20 protein-coding genes are annotated in these 18,386 nt (G+C 34.6%); 19 read left to right on the forward strand and 1 reads right to left on the reverse strand.

What is annotated here, in order from left to right; translation table 11 throughout:
* The 18 genes from AC4MRQ_RS05865 to AC4MRQ_RS05950 all read left to right on the forward strand — a co-directional run.
* Window positions 1–977: RHS repeat-associated core domain-containing protein (locus AC4MRQ_RS05865; protein ID WP_491196721.1), on the forward strand; the 977-nt coding region annotated here is incomplete at its 5' end.
* An 11-nt stretch (window positions 978–988) separates the two neighbouring features.
* A complete protein-coding gene (locus AC4MRQ_RS05870) occupies window positions 989–1,618 on the forward strand; it encodes a tetratricopeptide repeat protein (protein ID WP_491196722.1) in 630 nt (209 codons plus the stop codon).
* Window positions 1,619–1,703: 85 nt separating this feature from the next.
* Complete coding sequence (locus AC4MRQ_RS05875; RefSeq protein WP_491196723.1) at window positions 1,704–2,492, forward strand: hypothetical protein; 789 nt, start codon at window positions 1,704–1,706, stop codon at window positions 2,490–2,492.
* A gap of 13 nt (window positions 2,493–2,505) precedes the next feature.
* Complete coding sequence (locus AC4MRQ_RS05880) at window positions 2,506–3,180, forward strand: hypothetical protein (protein WP_491196724.1); 675 nt, start codon at window positions 2,506–2,508, stop codon at window positions 3,178–3,180.
* Between the two features lie 166 nt (window positions 3,181–3,346).
* Window positions 3,347–4,240 (forward strand): RHS repeat-associated core domain-containing protein, encoded by an 894-nt coding sequence (locus tag AC4MRQ_RS05885; protein WP_491196725.1) that lies wholly within the window; start codon window positions 3,347–3,349, stop codon window positions 4,238–4,240.
* A complete protein-coding gene (locus tag AC4MRQ_RS05890; RefSeq protein ID WP_491196726.1) occupies window positions 4,225–4,719 on the forward strand; it encodes a hypothetical protein in 495 nt (164 codons plus the stop codon). Before AC4MRQ_RS05885 ends, AC4MRQ_RS05890 begins: the two co-directional genes overlap by 16 nt.
* Window positions 4,719–5,144 (forward strand): hypothetical protein, encoded by a 426-nt coding sequence (locus tag AC4MRQ_RS05895; protein WP_491196727.1) that lies wholly within the window; start codon window positions 4,719–4,721, stop codon window positions 5,142–5,144. Before AC4MRQ_RS05890 ends, AC4MRQ_RS05895 begins: the two co-directional genes overlap by 1 nt.
* A gap of 106 nt (window positions 5,145–5,250) precedes the next feature.
* Window positions 5,251–5,910 (forward strand): DUF4241 domain-containing protein, encoded by a 660-nt coding sequence (locus tag AC4MRQ_RS05900; RefSeq protein WP_491196728.1) that lies wholly within the window; start codon window positions 5,251–5,253, stop codon window positions 5,908–5,910.
* Window positions 5,911–6,209: 299 nt separating this feature from the next.
* Window positions 6,210–6,635: a hypothetical protein gene (locus AC4MRQ_RS05905; protein ID WP_491196729.1), complete on the forward strand. Its 426-nt coding sequence runs from the start codon at window positions 6,210–6,212 to the stop codon at window positions 6,633–6,635.
* A 7-nt stretch (window positions 6,636–6,642) separates the two neighbouring features.
* Window positions 6,643–7,077 carry an RHS repeat-associated core domain-containing protein gene (locus AC4MRQ_RS05910; protein ID WP_491196730.1) on the forward strand — a complete coding sequence of 145 codons (435 nt, stop codon included), beginning with the start codon at window positions 6,643–6,645 and terminating at the stop codon, window positions 7,075–7,077.
* Between the two features lie 44 nt (window positions 7,078–7,121).
* Complete coding sequence (locus AC4MRQ_RS05915) at window positions 7,122–7,247, forward strand: hypothetical protein (RefSeq protein WP_491196731.1); 126 nt, start codon at window positions 7,122–7,124, stop codon at window positions 7,245–7,247.
* Window positions 7,248–8,944: 1,697 nt separating this feature from the next.
* Complete coding sequence (locus AC4MRQ_RS05920) at window positions 8,945–9,667, forward strand: DUF6261 family protein (protein WP_491196732.1); 723 nt, start codon at window positions 8,945–8,947, stop codon at window positions 9,665–9,667.
* Between the two features lie 358 nt (window positions 9,668–10,025).
* Window positions 10,026–11,882, forward strand: coding sequence for an ATP-dependent nuclease (locus tag AC4MRQ_RS05925; protein WP_491196733.1), 1,857 nt, complete (start codon window positions 10,026–10,028; stop codon window positions 11,880–11,882).
* On the forward strand, window positions 11,866–13,908 hold the full coding sequence (locus AC4MRQ_RS05930; RefSeq protein WP_491196734.1) for a UvrD-helicase domain-containing protein: 2,043 nt from the start codon (window positions 11,866–11,868) through the stop codon (window positions 13,906–13,908). Before AC4MRQ_RS05925 ends, AC4MRQ_RS05930 begins: the two co-directional genes overlap by 17 nt.
* A gap of 155 nt (window positions 13,909–14,063) precedes the next feature.
* Entirely contained in the window at window positions 14,064–14,585 is a 522-nt protein-coding gene (locus tag AC4MRQ_RS05935; RefSeq protein ID WP_491196735.1) for a GNAT family N-acetyltransferase, read from the forward strand.
* A gap of 176 nt (window positions 14,586–14,761) precedes the next feature.
* Complete coding sequence (locus AC4MRQ_RS05940) at window positions 14,762–15,598, forward strand: helix-turn-helix domain-containing protein (RefSeq protein ID WP_491196736.1); 837 nt, start codon at window positions 14,762–14,764, stop codon at window positions 15,596–15,598.
* A gap of 82 nt (window positions 15,599–15,680) precedes the next feature.
* Window positions 15,681–16,091, forward strand: a complete 411-nt coding sequence (locus AC4MRQ_RS05945) for a DUF4345 domain-containing protein (RefSeq protein WP_491196737.1) — start codon at window positions 15,681–15,683, stop codon at window positions 16,089–16,091.
* 1 nt (window position 16,092) lies between these two features.
* Complete coding sequence (locus tag AC4MRQ_RS05950; RefSeq protein ID WP_491196738.1) at window positions 16,093–17,013, forward strand: SDR family NAD(P)-dependent oxidoreductase; 921 nt, start codon at window positions 16,093–16,095, stop codon at window positions 17,011–17,013.
* A gap of 179 nt (window positions 17,014–17,192) precedes the next feature.
* Here the strand turns inward: AC4MRQ_RS05950 and AC4MRQ_RS05955 are convergent, their stop codons facing one another.
* On the reverse strand, window positions 17,193–17,693 hold the full coding sequence (locus AC4MRQ_RS05955) for a hypothetical protein (protein ID WP_491196739.1): 501 nt from the start codon (window positions 17,691–17,693) through the stop codon (window positions 17,193–17,195).
* A 116-nt stretch (window positions 17,694–17,809) separates the two neighbouring features.
* Between AC4MRQ_RS05955 and AC4MRQ_RS05960 the strand changes: the two genes are divergently transcribed.
* Complete coding sequence (locus tag AC4MRQ_RS05960) at window positions 17,810–18,193, forward strand: FxLYD domain-containing protein (RefSeq protein WP_491196740.1); 384 nt, start codon at window positions 17,810–17,812, stop codon at window positions 18,191–18,193.
* The last annotated feature ends 193 nt before the right edge of the window (window positions 18,194–18,386 follow it).

An 18,386-nucleotide genomic window follows, 5' to 3' on the forward strand; every position in this document is an offset into this window, starting at 1 on the left:
ACGAGGAACTGCCCTGGTTTAACCTGGTTAATATGAACGGGCGCTTGTACGACCCAACTGTTGGCCGCTTTTTAAGTGCCGACCCGGTAGTACAATCACCCACCAATACCCAGAACTTTAACCGTTACTCTTATTGTTTAAATAATCCTTTAAAGTATACTGATCCGAGTGGTTATAGGATTGAAAAATTTATGCGAGAGGATAGCGAGGATGATATGTATGATGAGACACAAGACGGAGGAGGCTTGTGGTCGAGGTATCATAATAACACATATGGAGGAGGTAGCAGTGGAGGGAACTCCTCAGGGTATACATATAATTGGTTAACAGGAAGATACTATGATGCTAGTGGTTATGAGGTTTCATATAATGAAGTTCATTATAATTACGTGTTACCAAATGCAAGAGCATATTATGTAGGTAAAGATGCACAAGTTCAATTTAAATTAAAGAATAATCTTCCATTAGTGGCATATGCTGTTATGGATGGAATTTTAATGTCCGGTGAATTTAAGGGGAAAACCAGTTCAAAAAAGTCACCTAAGATAATCTATCAAGAAGCTTACTATCAGATAAAGCCAGGATTTACGTATGCAGCCGATGCAGATTCAGACATTGGAGCCGATGCAACTGCGAGTCGATATTATTCTGGATTTATTTCAGTCAAGCAAAACCAAAAAGGAAAATGGTATGCAGAAGGATTTGTGCAAACATTCCCCAAAAATAACTCTAATTTAATTAATGCCAATATGAGATTGATTCATAATGGAAATGAAATAGGGTATCAAAGATTGTCAATGAATAATGAAATAGGTGCACACTTTTATGATTCCAAATGGCAGCAAGATGGATATGCAAGGTTCTTATTACCAGAAAATGGAAATGTTAAATTAATTATTAATATTGTTGTATTTCAAAATAGATGGTGGGGTGGTTCAACAGGACATCTTATTTATCAAGGTTATGTAGAGTTTTAAAAAAAAAGAATATGAAAAGAATAGTATTTGTAATTGTAGTAATGGTTGGTGTTTATGCGTGCATCAGTAAAGATGATAATGAGGCTAGGTCAATTAAGTTAAACGATAAAGCGAACAATATTTATATGAGGATTGGCATTCCAACTAATAGCAATGATTCTGTATTGATAGGTGATGCATTAATGTTATTGGACAGCGCGATACAACTTGATTCACTTAATAAAAGTGCCTATGTCAATAAGATGAATATACTAACATCAACAAAAGAGTATGGTCAAGCTATTAGTGTTATAAGATCGTTACAATTATTAGATTCCCATAATTATTACTATTTCTTCTTGGAAGGGTGTGCGTTATATAAATCTGAGGATTCTAAAAAGGCATTTGATAAATTCACAATTTCATTAAATAAATTTGATTCAAAATATGCCAATACAACAAGTGAGAATATTATAATTCGAAGAGCTGTTTTAATCGCCTTTTTACAAGGCAAAGAATCAGCTATTGAGTATGTCAAATCTTCTCTTGATAGTTCAAATGAATTGAATTTAAATGTTTTCATTGAGAGTGTTCTTGAAAGTTTTGAAATAGAAAGTTTTATTGACAACAGCATCTTTACAAGGTCTGAGCAATTAAAATAATTGTTCTATTGAAACCCGCTACTCTTATTGTTTAAATAATCCTCTAAAGTATACTGACCCGAGTGGTTATCGGATTGCAAAATTTATGCGAGAGGATAGCGAGGATGATATGTATGATGAGACACAAGACGGAGGAGGGTTATGGTCGAAATATGATGCCAGTACATTCGGAGGAGGTGGTGGAGGTAACTCCTCAGGATATACATATAATTGGTTAACAGGGAGGTACTATGATGCTAGCGGTTATGTGGTTTCATATACAGAAGTTTATTATAACTATGCATTACCAAACGCGAGGACAGTATCCGAAGGTAAAGATGCACAAGTTCAATTTAAACTATTGGCAGGTATTCCTTTGGTTGCTTATGGTATAATGGATATGCCTTTACTACCAGGTGTATTTAAAGTGAAAAATAATCAAATCCTAAACCTAAGGGGGTGGAATAGTTATATCGCACCTATGGATAATACGAGAGTTGTTCCCGGTTATTATGGAACGGGTGGAGATCCTACACAAAAGGCTGTTAGATATAACCAAAATGGAGGATTAATTATTTTAGGAAATTCCAATTGGCAGCCAAGAGAGAAAGCACGACATGTTGATGGACGTCCCATTGATATGAGTTATTCTCCTCCATTTCAATATACGTTTGCAGGTTGGTTTAAAGGATTAATGAAACCTCAATCTAACCCTCAGAATTGGAATGATGGAGACACTATTATTTTGAATTGGAATTATCGAGTGGCTCCTGCTTTAACAATAATGAATATCAATAATGTAGATACCACATTTATGCCAATTAGAGATGGAGTAACACCTCCATACTGGTATAAACCTCCAACTTCTTATGATTATTATAAAAGAATAAAATAAAACAAATTGTAATATGAAATTATTTTTTAATATTGTAATTATACTGATAAGTACTTTAGTTTTTCAATCTTGTAACATAGAAAGGGTATCATCCCTTAATGATGGGAGTACTGATTTTGTGTGGTCAGAAGAGCGACTAAGTGATAGTTTAGTGATTCAGCGTTATTTATTTGGAGGTAATTATAAAGAGGTTAAGAAAAGTACTGCCGTATATGGCAAGGTTAATGAAGAATATACTTATTATTATAGGAACGGTAATGTCATGAGTTATAAGTTATATAACGAAGGAGCATTGAGATATTATCGCAATTACGACAGCAAAGGTGTGACAAAGAGTTATGAAGGAAGTGGAGTATTATATGAAGATTCTGTTGTGTATGATACGATTTTTACTGGTGTTCAATACAAAAGAGATATGAAGTTTGTGAATCCTCCAAATACTGAAGTTACCGTAATGATTGGTGACTATATAGAGGATGAGGAAAGTAGAGATTTAAAACAATATCCATTATATTTTTATCCTATAGTAAATTCAAAAGCTTCATATCAAGTAAATTACAGAAATAAAGGTATTAGAAGAGTTGTTGCATACTGGGCTATTGAAGACTTAAAAAGTAAAGACATGCAAAAAGGCCGAATAATCCATCAGTATACAGTCATTCCATCAACTCACTCCAAACTAAAATAAACTGTCAAACCATATAGAAAAAGTCCAGCAAGTCTGGATTTTTTTCAATTATAACGTAGCAATATCTTCATTAAAGAAGTCTTTAAATTTTTTCTTGGTCAGAAAGATATCAATCATTTTAAATACAATGTTTTTTTCTGGGTAGTGAAATAGGTTTACTGTTCAAGTGTTAACCGAAAACTTTATTAGTGTCATCTATGAGCATACCGAATATATCGATGACAGCTATCCGGATAATTTTTATCTTTATGGAGCTAACAGTTTAATAGAAATTAACTTTGTGAGCAGCTCAAGCAACAATATTGCATATGCACTTACTGGTGTGCAAGACTCAATAATAGTCGAGGTTGATGCTGTCGGTACAACTTTATCGCAAGAGTACAGCTTTGATGCCTGGGGCCGCCGGCGAGACAAAGACACCTGGCAATATACTTTAAGTGGCGAACCCGATCTGTTGGCCGGACGCGGTTTTACCGCCCACGAGGAACTGCCCTGGTTTAACCTGGTTAATATGAACGGGCGCTTGTACGACCCCACTGTTGGCCGCTTTTTAAGTGCCGATCCTGTAGTACAATCACCCGCCAATACCCAAAACTTTAACCGTTACTCTTATTGTTTAAATAATCCTTTAAAATATACAGACCCTAGTGGTTATCGGATTGCAAAATTTATGCGAGAGGATAGTGAGGATGATATGTATGATGAGACACAAGACGGAGGGGGATTATGGTCGAAATATGATGCTAGTACATTCGGAGGTAGAGGAGGCAGAATAACAGGCTTAAGTATAGGAGGAGGCTATAAACCTCCTGGATTTGGTATGAACGGAAAAGGATATGGAGGAATGTATTACGACTGGTATTCTAACACCTACCGTTCAACAGATGTTGGAAATGATATTGTTAGCCTTGGTACAGTTCTTAACAGGCTTGATTCATACAGCTTAAAACCATGGGGCTATCGAGTAATTGACTCTAAAACTGGTAAAGTTTTAAAAAATGTTGTGCGGGGGTATAAAAGTGACGCAAATAGTCGGGTGACTCCTTGGATGTTGGCGTAGAGTGGTTGACTGGAACGGGGCCAAGACATCGTGATTTTACTAATGGAGATGTTTTTACAGAAATGCTAAGAGAACATGGTCATGTATTAACTACAAAAGAATCAATCCCAGGTATGATTGCGAATGGAAAGATGAGAGGGAATGCGCCATATGACTTAAGCGGAATCCTGGGTGTTGGTAAGTACATAAAGGATTATTCAACCTTGGCAACCTTTGGTGTAACTGGTAATCTAGCAGTTACATATTTAGGATCATATAATTTGGAGTGGCGAGTAACTGCTGTAAATGGGAGTTCAGCAACAATTCAATTCATGGTAGAGAATTCGTCAACAATGCAATCTGCAATGAGACCTCCAATAATCGGTTATTGGCCAATTTGGCAGAGGACAGCTGGTGCCTGGATTAATGAAACTTTTTCGTCTGGTCCAGGTTCTAAAACATCACAAAAATTTATTTGGACAGATACAATAATATGGTAATGAAAACAATAAATATATTAAGCCTTTCAATAATGATGTTATTATTTATAGGCTGCAAGTCAGAAAATCCTACTACTGATAGTATAGTCGGTAAATGGATTGCAAATGATGGTGCTATTTTTCAATTTAACAAAGAAGGAACTTTTTCTACCCAAGATTTACCAAAAGATAAGTTTCTACCATTTTCGGAAGATTTTGCAGAATCACTATTTAGTGAAACTGGAAATTGGGAAATGAAATATGAACAGGGCAGATGGATTGTGTCTTTGTATTTTGAAAATAGTGAGAGTTTACCAGGAGGATGCGTAACACAAATATATATAGCAGGTAGTAAGGGGATTATGGAAAACCAACCACCATGGTATTTGTTTTTTTGGGAAGAAGAAATTGGAGGTGCAAGATATAAGTTTACTAAACAAGAATGATTTAATAAAGCCCGGTGATCGGGCTTTTCTGGAGGTTATCCTCTATACGAAATATAAGGTGAATTGAATCCTAATTCAGATTTTTGGAAACACCAATAAACGTAGTATGGATAAATTTCTAAGTCGGGTTATTTTAATATTAACCTTGTTTTTAATAATTAATATTGAAACTTATTCACAAAATGAGTATCAACCTATTTTGCATATAAATAAGTTATTAAAAATCGATACAATCGCTTGCAAAACAATCAACATTGGTAAAATCCAAATAACATCAGGTAAAGTAGTAGCATGTGACCCATTAAGTAAGCCAGATTGCTTACCATTTTATTACAATTTTCCAAAAGGAATTTATCCTGTGGAAATTGTAATAGCGGACTTGGAGTATGACCAAAGGATTATAATGGCTAGTATACTATTTTCAAATGATTCCATTGATAATTGGAAGTATTTAGGATATACAAACCCTAAAGAAAGTAGTGAAAACTTAGGTTATTTTGTAGAGTCAGGGGTTGGTAGTTTTATGGATTTAGATGTATGTAATAAAATCGATACACATTATCAATATAATGAAAAGTTTTATGATTATTTAATGAACGAAATGCGTAAAAACTATAAGCATACTCGAGAATGGTGTGTTATATCAGTTGATAAACAAAATATTGCCATCTTCTCTGCTGGATATGGAGATGGGATGTATAGGTCTTATATTGGGTTTAATAAAGATGGTAATATGTGTCGCCTGTCAACATCTTTTTTGGAATAACTAATCAAAAAGATTGAGAAATCGAGCTTTTGCTTTTAAAGCGATACAATATTTTTATTAAAGAAACCCTTAAACTTGGCTTTGGTAAGCATGTATCAACAATATTAAAAAACATGTTTCCTTCTTCTGGTTAGCGAATAGGATTAAACCATTCAACTTTGGTAGTTATAAGCATACCAAAAGTTTGAACATTAACTATCCTTCAGGGTGGGAAACAGAATAGCTTTCTTTATAAGATGGGTAAACACTGTGGTGATATAGTAACTAGTTATTCCAACACAAGAGCAGATATCTATAATATGGAAAATCTTTTACCCGCTAATATATGCATGGTTGAAAGAACATCAGTTTCAATATACAATGGGATGTCTGTGCATTTTACAACTCAAACTTTTTATAAGCCTAATGGCATAGAATTTATGAATATTATTAATATAGTAATGAAAAACATATTAAATACAAAAAAAGCGAGTACAATAATTATTCTAATTTGTTTCGGATGTGTACCTTTTATGAATAAGCAAATGAGGGATATATATGAAGAAAATATTCAAATAGAATTTTGGTGGGGATTATTTGTTATTTGTTCACTAACTTTTTTTCTGAATAACTTAAAACCTAAAGGATTATTTCCATTAGGTGGTATGCTTTTGTTTTTTATTATTCAATTTTCAGCATATAAGTTCCCCAATGTTCACTCTTTTATCTACCTATTGTTTAATTGATTAGTGCATGGGCACTTCAAGCAACAATATTGGATATACACTTACCGATGAGCAAGCCTCAATAATAGTCGTGGTTGAGGCTGCCGGTACTGCTTTATCGGAAGAGTATTGTTACGGTGCCTGGGGCCGCCGGCGCGACAAAGACACCTGGCAGTATACTTTAAGTGGCGAACCCGATCTGTTGGCCGGACGCTGTTTTACCGCCCACGAGGAACTGCCCTGGTTTAATCTGGTTAATATGAACGGGCGTTTGTACGACCCCACTGTTGGCCGCTTTTTAAGTGCCGACCCGGTAGTACAATCACCCACCAATACCCAAAACTTTAACCGTTACTCTTATTGTTTAAATAACCCTTTAAAGTATACTGACCCGAGTGGTTATCGGATTGCAAAATTTATGCGAAAGGATAGTGGGGATGATATGTATGATGAGACAGAATAACAGGCTTACGTATAGGAGGAGGCTATAAACCTCCAGGATTTGGGATGAATGGAAAAGGATATGGAGGAATGTATTACGACTGGTATTCAAATACCTATCGTTCAACAGATGTTGGAAATGAAATAATTGGAACTGCACAAGCAGGAAGAATATTAGATTCAACTCCCTGATTTTCTAAAAGCAACATCTGAATCACCAGGAATTAATCAAGTATTTAAATAGTTTATTTTTATATATACGGGCAGAATTTATAACCTGATCATCGTAATCAACACCAATGACTCACTGCGCAGGGCATAGTTTTTAACTACGTCATTTGTAAACGTTAGTTTACAACCAATAAGGAGAATTAGGAGCGTGTAAAAACCTATAGAAAATCCAGGGAGTAAGGTGGGATTTTTTTATAGTCAAAGCCAAAGAAACAGAGAGTAAATACCAACTTAATTTGGAAAGCTCACGGATCGGATCTTTATATACAAAAACACAAATAAAGATCCGATCCATCTCACATAAAATGATTTTCCCGCTTCCCGAAGAGTAGGGATACGTGGCGAAGGGGGGAGTAAGTAAGCTATTCAAATGGAAATGTTGTTTTGGTTTATTTAAACAACTGCTATTGTATGCCTGACCTCAGTAAGGTAGATGGGGTACCCACTTGATGAAGCGCAGCTAGAAAGAGGTTTGATACCAAGCTGCATATCATTTAATTATTGCGATTAATGAATGCAGTATCAAACTTGTTTGAATAATGCTGAATGGAGCAATAATCATGTAATAAATCTCTTGCGAAGCAAATCATTAGTGGGTCATCGAGTGGTGAAGTCTTGATTCTTTTGTTTACTTTACTCATCAAGGAGAAAAGTAAAGACTTGTTTCGTGTCAAAACGAAAGCCCGTCCGGCTAGAGGACTAAGAAAAAGGAGAGACGTAGTAATCCCCAACTTAATTTGGAAAGTTTACGGATCGTATCTTTAATTACTTATAGCAAATAAAGATACGATCCGTTTCGCCAATCTTCCCTCTACATTCAACATCCCACCAAAAAAACTCAAAAAAAATCACAGGATAAAAATATTGAATATGATCAACTAAAACCTATTTGTAATCAGTGAATTACGTATGCGACTTCTGCATGTAGTTAAATAACGGTTTTTGTGTAATAGCATAATAATATGTGATAATTGATTTGTATATAAAATTTCAATCAATTATATTCATGTTTATGTAATTAGATGACATCACTATTGACTTGATATATTTTCAATACATAAACATTTAATAAGCATAAACTTTAACCAGCGATAAGCTAAAACGTTAGCATCGTCAATTACAAAGTGTATTTATTGGTATAGAATAATTTGGAAAAGCCCTCGCTATTGCGCGTGTTCTCACGCATGGTAAATAATAGCAGCTATTAAGTGCATTTTTTATTATATGTATATTGGGTGGTCGTTGACACCTCCCAATTGTTATAGTAATAAAAGGCACTTTTCTCTTGGGGAGGCATTATTGATATAAAGAAAGCTTCCCTTTTCATTTGGACAGCCATTCTACATATGTAGAATGCTTCCTTTTTTGCTTGGGCACGTTTTCTTCATATGTAGAAAGCTCCACTTTTTTCTTGGACGGCCATTCTTTATTTGTAGAATGCTTCCTTTTTTATTTGGACAAGCATTCTTCATATGTAGAAAGCTTCCCCTTTTGCTTGGGCAACCATTCTTTATATGAAGAATGGCACCCGGCCAATAAGCAGGCAAGTGACACAAGTAATATTGCTTACTTTCCTTCTGCCTGGATTATACATGTATACACTTTTTGATTCGACAAATGCTTAGCAGCTTAGTTTATGGCCTTAAAACTTAATTACTATGACAAAGTTATTATTTATCAACAGGAGAAGTTACATTACCGAAGTAGGAAACACATCAGTGGTAATTGTAGATGCCTCTAAAGAATCTGACTGGTCGGCTGATGCGTATATTACCCGTTTGCTGAGTGATATTGACAGCAACAAAACATTACTGATCAGCATGACCAATAGCGGTTTAATTAAATCGCTGCTTGAGAAGGAAGATGTGCAGCGCGATGACTGTTCGCGTTCGGTGTTTAAGTTAACCGATGCCTATCTTAGTTTTCCTGACGAGGAAAAGCGAGGTGCAGCTTTGGTGGTCAACGAGGTATTAAGCCGTTTTGGCTTAGAAATGATTAATGAGAGCTATGATAAGGAATCAACACTGGTTGAAGCCTTGCTGGCCGACCTGAGCCAGGAAGCCATTAAAGCGAGTGTTGACCGGTTACCTGGCATGGCCGAAGCCATCAGTAACCTGGAGATAGCTCAGGCTAAATTCCGACAGACATCGGCCGATTACCAGGAAGCAAAAATTAAGAAAGATAAAAAGTTAACAGCCAGCGAGCTTAGAGTCATCCTTATTGAGTTACTTAACAAACTGGTGGTTTACCTCAGGGCGATGAGAGAAGCACAACCCGAAGTATATGGTGCTTTTGCCGACCGCGTGGCACAGGCTATCAAAGAAAACAACGAAAAGGTACGCACACGTAATAACCGTAAGAAAGAAGTAGAAGAAGCTTAAGATAAAGTTATGCAGTAGAAAGGGGAGCGTCTGGTGCAGCAATGTGCCGGGCGCTTTTTTATTACGCGTGTATTGATCACTGCAAAATAACCTGTTCTACTAAGGTGACTCGTTAAATACCGATTATCTCCTTATTTGTTGTTGTTGATCAACAAATGTTATTTACTGATCAAGAAATACAGACGTTTTAATTCAAAAATTCTATTTTAGTATTCGCAATTCGCAAATAACTTATGTCATCGAGTGAGAAGGGAAATTGGGATGAAGGTTGTATAGTAAAAGATAGTAATAATGACGTATAGAAATATTTACCATTATATCTGGTAGGACAAAACCAATTATAAAATAGATTAACCTCATGTACATATCCAATTTAAAACTCTGGAATTTTAGAAAATACGGTTCAATCAATGAAATTGAACTTGATAAGCCAGATTTAAACCTAACATTTAAAAGAGGGCTTAATGTTTTAATCGGTGAAAATGATTCAGGTAAAACAGCAATTATTGATGCTATCAAATTAGTTTTAAAAACCCATAGTTACGATTGGATTAAGGTTACTCATGAGGATTTTAATAATGATACGACACGTTTTAGAATTGAGATAGAGTTTCGGGGGCTAATACCCGATGAAGCTAAGAACTTTACTGAATGGTTAGGGTGGGAAACAGTAACAACAGAATCTGGAGATGAAAAATGTAAACAACCATTTTTACGTTTAATCTACGATGTTTCACGAAATATAAATGATTGGTACATTATACCCTCAGACGTAAGAGCTGGAGTTGATGATACTGGATACCCTTTAACAGCTGAGGCAAGAGAATATCTAAAGGCAACTTATCTAAAACCATTAAGGGATGCACAATCAGAACTTATTCCTAAAAGAAACTCACGTTTAGCTCAAATCCTTCAAGGTCATGAAGCTTTTAAAGGTGAAGAAGATTCTCATATACTTGTAAAACTATTTAACGATTTTAATTTATCCGTAGAGAAATATTTTGAAGGAAAAGATAAAGAAGGTTCACCTCTTGAAGATGGTAATAAAAAAGGTAAAGAATTGAAAGATGACATTGATAAATTCATTCAGGCATTTTATGGTCATGATAAAGAATCAAACTTTGGTGTTGTAGGCAATTCATTGAAAAACATTCTCGAAAAACTCGAATTATCCTTAAAAGATGAAATTAATCCAGGCTTGGGTACATTGAACAGGTTATTTATGTCCTCTGAGCTTCTACACTTGCAAAAAAAGAATTGGAATGGAATACGGCTTGGATTAATTGAAGAACTGGAGGCTCATTTGCATCCTCAGGCTCAAATGAAAATTATTGAGTATCTGCAAAAAGAAGATAACATTCAATTAATTCTAACCACTCATAGTCCCAATCTTGGCTCAAAGGTTAAATTAGAGAATCTTATCATCTGTAACAATAGTTCTGTTTTTCCTATGGGGGCAGAATACACAGAACTTGATTCCTCGGACTACACTCACCTTGAACGCTTTTTAGATGTGACAAAAGCAAATTTATTTTTTGCGAAAGGTGTTGTTTTAGTTGAAGGTTGGGCTGAAGAAATACTTTTACCTTCATTAGCAAGGTACCTTAAGTTACAAGGCATAATTCAAAAGGACTTTACAGAAGCCGGTGTTTCCGTTGTAAATATTGGTAATACAGGTTTCTCTCACTATTCAAAAGTGTTTCTTCGCAAAGATAATGCTAATTCATTAAATATTCCTGTTTCGATTATTACAGATGTTGATGTAGGGGCATATACAAAAACTCGTAAAAAAGATTCTGATGGCGTATACTTAATTAAAGACAATGGTGACCCTATTTATGAATATTTAGCTAAGAACCAGGAGGAAGTAGAGACTGAAACATCTACCAAAATGAACGAAATAATTGATAAACTTCAAGCTCAGGAAGTAGATGTATTTGTTGCTCCGTTTTGGACTTTAGAATATTCCCTGTTCAAATCTTCATCTTTAAATCAGGCTTTTTGTAAGACATTCAAAAAAATCCATCCACAAGTAGATGAACAGAAATATGAAGAGGAGCTTGCAAAGAAGCTCATAAATAAAGGTCTAAAGAAAACAGATTTGGCATATGAGCTTGCGAAAGAATTAGAAAATGACCAAGAAATAAAAATATCAGAATCAGATACTGGTATTAAGTATTTAATTGATGCTATAAAGTATGTGTGCGATAATTGAAGTTACTGATAGAGATATTGAATACAGTGAACAAATTCTTCTGAAAGAAGGTCAATCCTTTGATAATGAAAGAAGAGATTTCATTCGTAATCTTTCAACATTGGATTTACAAGCTGTTCCTGGAAGTGGCAAAACAACAGCATTGTTAGCTAAGCTTCTAATATTGGAAAGGAAAATGCCGTTTAATGATGGTTCAGGTGTGCTTGTCATTTCCCACACAAATGCTGCCGTTGATGAGATTACTGAAAGGATTGGGAAGCATACACCCAAACTATTTCAATATCCAAATTTTATTGGCACCATTCAAAGCTTTGTTGATACATTTCTTGCCATTCCGTTTTATGTAAATCAATACAGTCAGAAGCCATACCGGATTGATAATGAAATTTATTATGAGCAAATAGATAAATTTTATCGGACCACTAATAATTATGGACTTAAAGTGTATTTATCCAATAAGATTAATGGTCTTGAGTTTCTTAAATCAGTGAGAATTTCAAAGGATTTACGTTTACAGTCATATGCAAATGGTTCGCCAGATTGTTTTAAACTTAAAAATCCTAATTCGAATTCCTACAAGTCGATTAAGAAACTCAAATTAGGTTTGTTGAAAAAGGGATATCTACATTTTGATGATGCTTATACATTAGCTGAATTTCAACTTAATAATGTTCCAAAGTATAATGAACTATTACAGCGTAGGTTTAAATATGTCTTTGTAGACGAAATGCAGGATATGGATGTCCATCAAATAAAAATTTTAGAGCAGATTTTCTATGTGGATGGCAATTCTATTTCAAACTTTCAACGTATTGGAGATAAAAATCAGTCAATCTTTAATGGTAGCTCAATTCATATTGAAGAAATCTGGAATCAGCGTGAATTAACTTTGGAAATTAATGGAAGTCATCGAATAAATAGTTTAATGGCCCCTATAGTTAAACGATTAGGCATTGAATTCTTTGAGATAGAGGGACGTTGTAAAAATATTGATGGAACAGCAATAAATATAAAACCACATATTCTGATTTTTGATGATGATTCAATCAAGAATGTAATCTCAAAATATGCTGATGTTATCAGAAAGTTGCAAGAGAATAATGAAATTCCTAATCCTTCTCCAAATAAGTTCATGGCTATTGCTTGGCGTAAGGAAAATGATGACGAAGGTAAGCTTGGGCTTTCGGATTATTGGGATGCTTATTCTCACACTTCTGTAAAGACCCAAATAGATTTTAAAGTATTAAAAGACTACCTCCTTTATTTTGACAAGTCAAATAAAACTTTAGAATCAGTAAGAAAACAAATACTAAATGCATTATTAAAAATAATTCGTTTAGAAAACATCTACGATGAATTTGACAGGGTTTATACCAAAAGGAAGCTTCTCAATCATTTTAGAATAAACCATACTTCAGCATATGAGGTTCTTAAACTTACAATATATGATTGTTCTTTACTATGTATAAATGAAGAAATTGATGAAGCTTACTCGGCTATTAAAAACTATATACCTGAATTTCTATCTGTGTTTGATTCTCAAATCTCTAGTTCTGTCAACTTCATAAATGATGCATCAGAAATAGAAGTTGAGGAAATAAATGAGGTTGAAGAATCAAATCTTTTTAAAGATGGTGAAATAGAGATTGGGATAGGTACTGTACATTCAGCAAAAGGTCAAACACACACAGCAACTCTATATATGGAGAGTTTCTTTCAAACAGATGGAAGAGGTGCTAATGCTAAATCCTATGAATCACAAAGATTATGTTCTCAAATATTAGGTAAGGAAATTGATAATACAACTTTAGGTAAGAGAGTAAAGCAATCGTTAAAAATGACCTATGTTGGTTTCTCCAGACCAACACATTTACTATGTTTTGCAGTTCATAAAGACAGATATAATAATTTCTTACAGGACCTAAACATGGATGAATGGGAAATTATTGACATTACAAAATCTAAGAGAAAGGTTATTTCTACGTATGTCCAATTTCCTAATGCCAATAAACAACCCAAATTGTAATGTATTTGTAAGTTTTAGTTTGAATCTGGTATGAGTAATTTGTCATGTGACCTAACTTTAGGCGCCCAGTTTCCAGGCGTTGCCATCTGTTACAATTAATTTGAGAAGTCAACCTCTATTATTTAATTAAAACTAAAGAATCTATTTAAGTGAGAATGGAAATAGAAATCAGAAAAGCCACACCAAGCGATTTAAATAATTTAGCCGTATTAAAACAGCAAGTCTGGATTTCTACTTATGCGATTGACGGATTGATTGAGGAATTTTCAAGTTATGTATTAGCAGAGTATTCTGTCGAAAATGTCAGAAAGTCCATTACCAATAAAGATAAACTAACATTGATAGCCACGTGTAATGGTTGTTTGGTTGGCTGTGTGGAAATATTATTGTCTCCCAAAAACCCGGTAAAGGAGGTTGAACCTTGTATTGAAATATCGACTTTTTACATCCTTGAACGATTCCAGGGAGCCGGAATAGGTAAGAAGCTTCTTACGGAATGTTTAAAAGTAATAGAGCGCTTAAATCACACCAAAGTTTGGTTAAGTGTTTATTACAAAAATCAGAATGCAATTGATTTTTACCTAAGACAGGGTTTTAATCATATAGGAGAGATGGATTTTATTTTGGGGGAAGGCAAGCACAAAAACTATATAATGATCAGGGATATCAAAGAATAGAAACCTCCTTTACTATTTTTATAATCAACGTGGCAAACAAGCATTGACTTGACCAATAACAAACCAAATTGATTTGCCAATACACAATTATCAATCAGAGCAAGGATAGTTGTATTTTTGAGGGGATAGGACTACTTATTTATTTCAACTGTTGATTCACATTAATAGCAATTTGAATGAAGTTCGAAGAAAAAGTTATTACATATAAAGACCGGATCGTTTTTATTAAACTATCCATGCCTTATTTTAGCAGAACGCTAAAGCAGTACGCTGAAGATGAGGCTTGTTTTATGTTTGTTAATAAAGGGGAGGTAAGTGTCAGAACACCGGATGATTATCTGAAACTAAACAAAGATGCAGCCATGCTTGCCAAGTGTCTGAACTATTTCTTTGAGCCGGGCAATAATCAAAAGACTAGTAACAACGGCATTGAATCAGTAGGTGTATTTCTTTATCCTTCCTTGGTCAGGGATTTATTTGATTTAGATATAACTACTTCAGATTATAGAAATGACTATAATGTCAAACAGATCCAGGTAGATTTAATGTTGGATAATTTCAGACAAAGCATTGATATACTGCTAGAAAATCCTGAATTAGCTGATGATGCTATGATAAAAACCAAGCTTAAGGAGTTCGTTCAATTACTGGTAAAATCTCAAAATGCACCCTCACAATTAGATTTTCTGGCTGCCTTATTTAAGCCAAATGAAACGGAGTTTAAGAAAGTTATTAAGCAAAACATTTATGCCAACCTTACCATCAAAGAACTGGCATTACTGACCCATTTAAGTGAATCATCGTTTAAAAGAAAATTCAAAGAGGTTTTTAACGAAAGCCCTAAGAAATATCTCACCCGGAAAAAATTAGAGCGCGCAGCGGAGTTATTAAAATCGAATACGGATCGTGTATCTGAAATTGCATACGATGTAGGCTTTGATTCAGTATCTGCCTTTAATAGAAATTTTACAATTCATTTTGGAAAATCACCTTCTGATTATCGTCTGAACTAAATTGCGCAATCTTTGACCTGAATTGTGTCAGGTACCAAGTCTTTCATCATGATCTTTGTATCAAAATCTAAAGAACAAGGTCATGAACAATTCGAAAATTTTAAAAATTTACCTGTTTGTTTCAGGGTTTATCCTAACAGCCATTGGAGGCTTAACTGCTTTTAACCCTGTTACTATTAAAGCCAATGAAGGCATTCAGATAGCGGAAAATGCAAGTGCATTAAGCGATGTTCGTTCATTTGGGATGCTGTTAGTGGCTATGGCATTATTTTCCTTTTCAGGGAGTATTAAAAGCTCATTAAGGAAACCGGCAACCATATCCTCTTTTCTGCTTTTTCTATCATTAGGCATAGGAAGATTATTAAGTATGTTGCTTGATGGTATGCCTTCTGATGGAATGGTAAAAGCTACCGGACTGGAGATTATTTTAGGTTTGGCAGGGCTTATTCTCTTGATAACTAATAATCAAAGCAAATTTTTTAAACAAGCATAACATGAACAAGTCAATATTAATAACAGGAGCCAATGCCGGAATTGGCAAAGAAACAGCACGACAATTAGCGCTGATAAAAGAAACGGAAGTCATCTACTTAGCATGCCGAAATCCGGAGAAAGCAGAAGCTGCAAAAAAAGAACTGATGGAGTCAACGGGAAGAGATCTATTCAAAACTGTAATACTGGATGTATCGAAACCAGAAACTGTGAAGCAGGCGGTTTTACAATTACCTGGCCCGATTGATGCATTAATAATGAATGCAGGTGGAGCAGGAGGGAAAACGCCGGAAAAACTCACAAAAGACGGTGTAACAGAGTTAACAGCAAGTAATCTTTTAGGACATGTCGTATTGGTTGACGAATTGATGGAACAAAATAAACTGAACAATGTGGCTTTGTTTGCCAGTTCTGAAGCTGCCAGAGGTATCCAGAAGATGGGCATGAAGCGTCCCGATTTAAGCGAAAACTCAATAGAAGAATTTGTTTCTGTTTTTGATGGAACAAAGTTCAAAGGAAATTTCGATCCGTTTCAGGTTTACGGGTGGATCAAGTATGGAGGCACACTTTGGATGAGCAGTATGGCTAAAAAACACTCCAATATTAAATTTATTAGTATGAGTCCGGGAGGTACAAGAGGTACCAATGGAATGGATGATCTACCTCTTTTGAAAAGAATATTTCTGAAACATATTGGAATGAAATTAATTATGCCGTTAATGGGAATGTCTCATTCCGTGCAAGAAGGTGCTAAACGTTTTGTTGAGGGTATCAATAATCCAAAATTCAAAAGTGGTGTGTTTTATGGAAGTAAAGAAAATGTATTGACTGGCAAGGTGATAGATCAAAGTACTATTTGGAAAGATTTGGATAATCAAACTTTTCAAAGTAATGCAGACATGGCTATTCATCAGTTTATTTGATAAGGTAAAACCGTAACCAATTGTATTGGTGCACTGATGGTTGAATGACTGTCGGTGCACTTTTCGTAAAGCTGCAAATAAAATAAGAATATACAGCAGCTAAATCATTATCAGGATATCGTTCTTCAGACTTTAAATTAGTTGATTCAACTTTTGAGTGGTTAAAAATTTAATATTGCTTAATCCTTTTGATCAAAATTGATTTCACGTTCTTCACAATAAACGTTTGATCGGGTGATCAAGCCATCTTCAATAGTATAAATGCACTCTTCGTATATTAGTGCATCATTCAATGTAAAAGACACCACATCGTTAATAAAACTGGCGAAACACACATTTTTTAAGCGGTAATTATTCAAATAGGGTTGTAGTGTTTTTTTAAGTCGAAAGTCCAGCTTGTCGGTATTAATAATAAACAGGCTGTCATTATGTATATGCCAGGTCATTTTAAAATCATACTTTCCCGTAAAAGCATTGTTATAGATGCTTTCCCATACATTACTTTTTCTGATTAAGAAAGGTTTAAGAATTGGCAAATCAAGTTTAATACATTTCTTTTTATAGAGAATGTATTCAGGATTAAAGTTTTTCATTCTGTCATCATAGGACTGTGCATAAGCATTACTTGTTGAAAATATAATTGCAAACAGGATGAAGATATAGAATGATCTATGGTTCATTTGAATGAGTGTTAGTCAGATTAACAGAAAGCAAACAAATATATAAATAAACATAAAAACAATAAGTGTGATAGATTATTGTTTTGTCTTTAAACTATACAATGAAACACTATTAAATGAAACGAACATTAACCCTGATTTTCCTGATTATTTTGTTGACCTCATGTGAGGAAATTATTGAATTATCATTCAACGCCAATTGTGAGGTTGTTAGTGTATCTGATCCTTGGGTGTCAGATGATGGCACTGCCCATGTGGAGGTGAATATTGAAAATACGGGGTCTAATAAGGCTGAAAACGTTTATGTCGATGCGGTATTGTATAATAATGGCAATGAGATTGATCAGGCATATAAAAACGTAGGTTCTTTAAGAGCGAATAAAAGCGTGACTGTGAACCTGACATTCAGACGACGTTATTTCTATGATTTTGGCAGTAGCTTTGATGTTACAGCCTGGGTTCAATATGATGACAGGGAAATTTTTCCTGATGATGAGTAGTACAGTTGTTGGTAAAAAAAACGGGACAATAGGAATTAGACTGGATCCCGATTTCACTAGCCAGCAACTTCTAAATCCATAACTTTTTTTGAAGAAGCAAAAGGTCTGCTCATTTAGCTTATTAAGTTCTATAATCTATATTGAAACATTTAAGCCAGTTTATCATTGATCTAGTATCTGACAATTAATTCAA

The organism is Carboxylicivirga sp. (assembly GCF_982718395.1).

Coding starts and splice junctions, on each gene's coding strand:
- AC4MRQ_RS05875 (WP_491196723.1), top strand. CDS start 1,704: ATGCGAGAGGATAGCGAGGATGATATGTATGATGAGACACAAGACGGA.
- AC4MRQ_RS05895 (WP_491196727.1), top strand. CDS start 4,719: ATGAAAACAATAAATATATTAAGCCTTTCAATAATGATGTTATTATTT.
- AC4MRQ_RS05900 (WP_491196728.1), top strand. CDS start 5,251: ATGGATAAATTTCTAAGTCGGGTTATTTTAATATTAACCTTGTTTTTA.
- AC4MRQ_RS05945 (WP_491196737.1), top strand. CDS start 15,681: ATGAACAATTCGAAAATTTTAAAAATTTACCTGTTTGTTTCAGGGTTT.
- AC4MRQ_RS05930 (WP_491196734.1), top strand. CDS start 11,866: ATGTGTGCGATAATTGAAGTTACTGATAGAGATATTGAATACAGTGAA.
- AC4MRQ_RS05925 (WP_491196733.1), top strand. CDS start 10,026: ATGTACATATCCAATTTAAAACTCTGGAATTTTAGAAAATACGGTTCA.
- AC4MRQ_RS05910 (WP_491196730.1), top strand. CDS start 6,643: ATGGGCACTTCAAGCAACAATATTGGATATACACTTACCGATGAGCAA.
- AC4MRQ_RS05880 (WP_491196724.1), top strand. CDS start 2,506: ATGAAATTATTTTTTAATATTGTAATTATACTGATAAGTACTTTAGTT.
- AC4MRQ_RS05905 (WP_491196729.1), top strand. CDS start 6,210: ATGGAAAATCTTTTACCCGCTAATATATGCATGGTTGAAAGAACATCA.
- AC4MRQ_RS05920 (WP_491196732.1), top strand. CDS start 8,945: ATGACAAAGTTATTATTTATCAACAGGAGAAGTTACATTACCGAAGTA.
- AC4MRQ_RS05915 (WP_491196731.1), top strand. CDS start 7,122: ATGAATGGAAAAGGATATGGAGGAATGTATTACGACTGGTATTCAAAT.
- AC4MRQ_RS05950 (WP_491196738.1), top strand. CDS start 16,093: ATGAACAAGTCAATATTAATAACAGGAGCCAATGCCGGAATTGGCAAA.
- AC4MRQ_RS05955 (WP_491196739.1), bottom strand. CDS start 17,693: ATGAACCATAGATCATTCTATATCTTCATCCTGTTTGCAATTATATTT.
- AC4MRQ_RS05870 (WP_491196722.1), top strand. CDS start 989: ATGAAAAGAATAGTATTTGTAATTGTAGTAATGGTTGGTGTTTATGCG.
- AC4MRQ_RS05960 (WP_491196740.1), top strand. CDS start 17,810: ATGAAACGAACATTAACCCTGATTTTCCTGATTATTTTGTTGACCTCA.
- AC4MRQ_RS05940 (WP_491196736.1), top strand. CDS start 14,762: ATGAAGTTCGAAGAAAAAGTTATTACATATAAAGACCGGATCGTTTTT.
- AC4MRQ_RS05935 (WP_491196735.1), top strand. CDS start 14,064: ATGGAAATAGAAATCAGAAAAGCCACACCAAGCGATTTAAATAATTTA.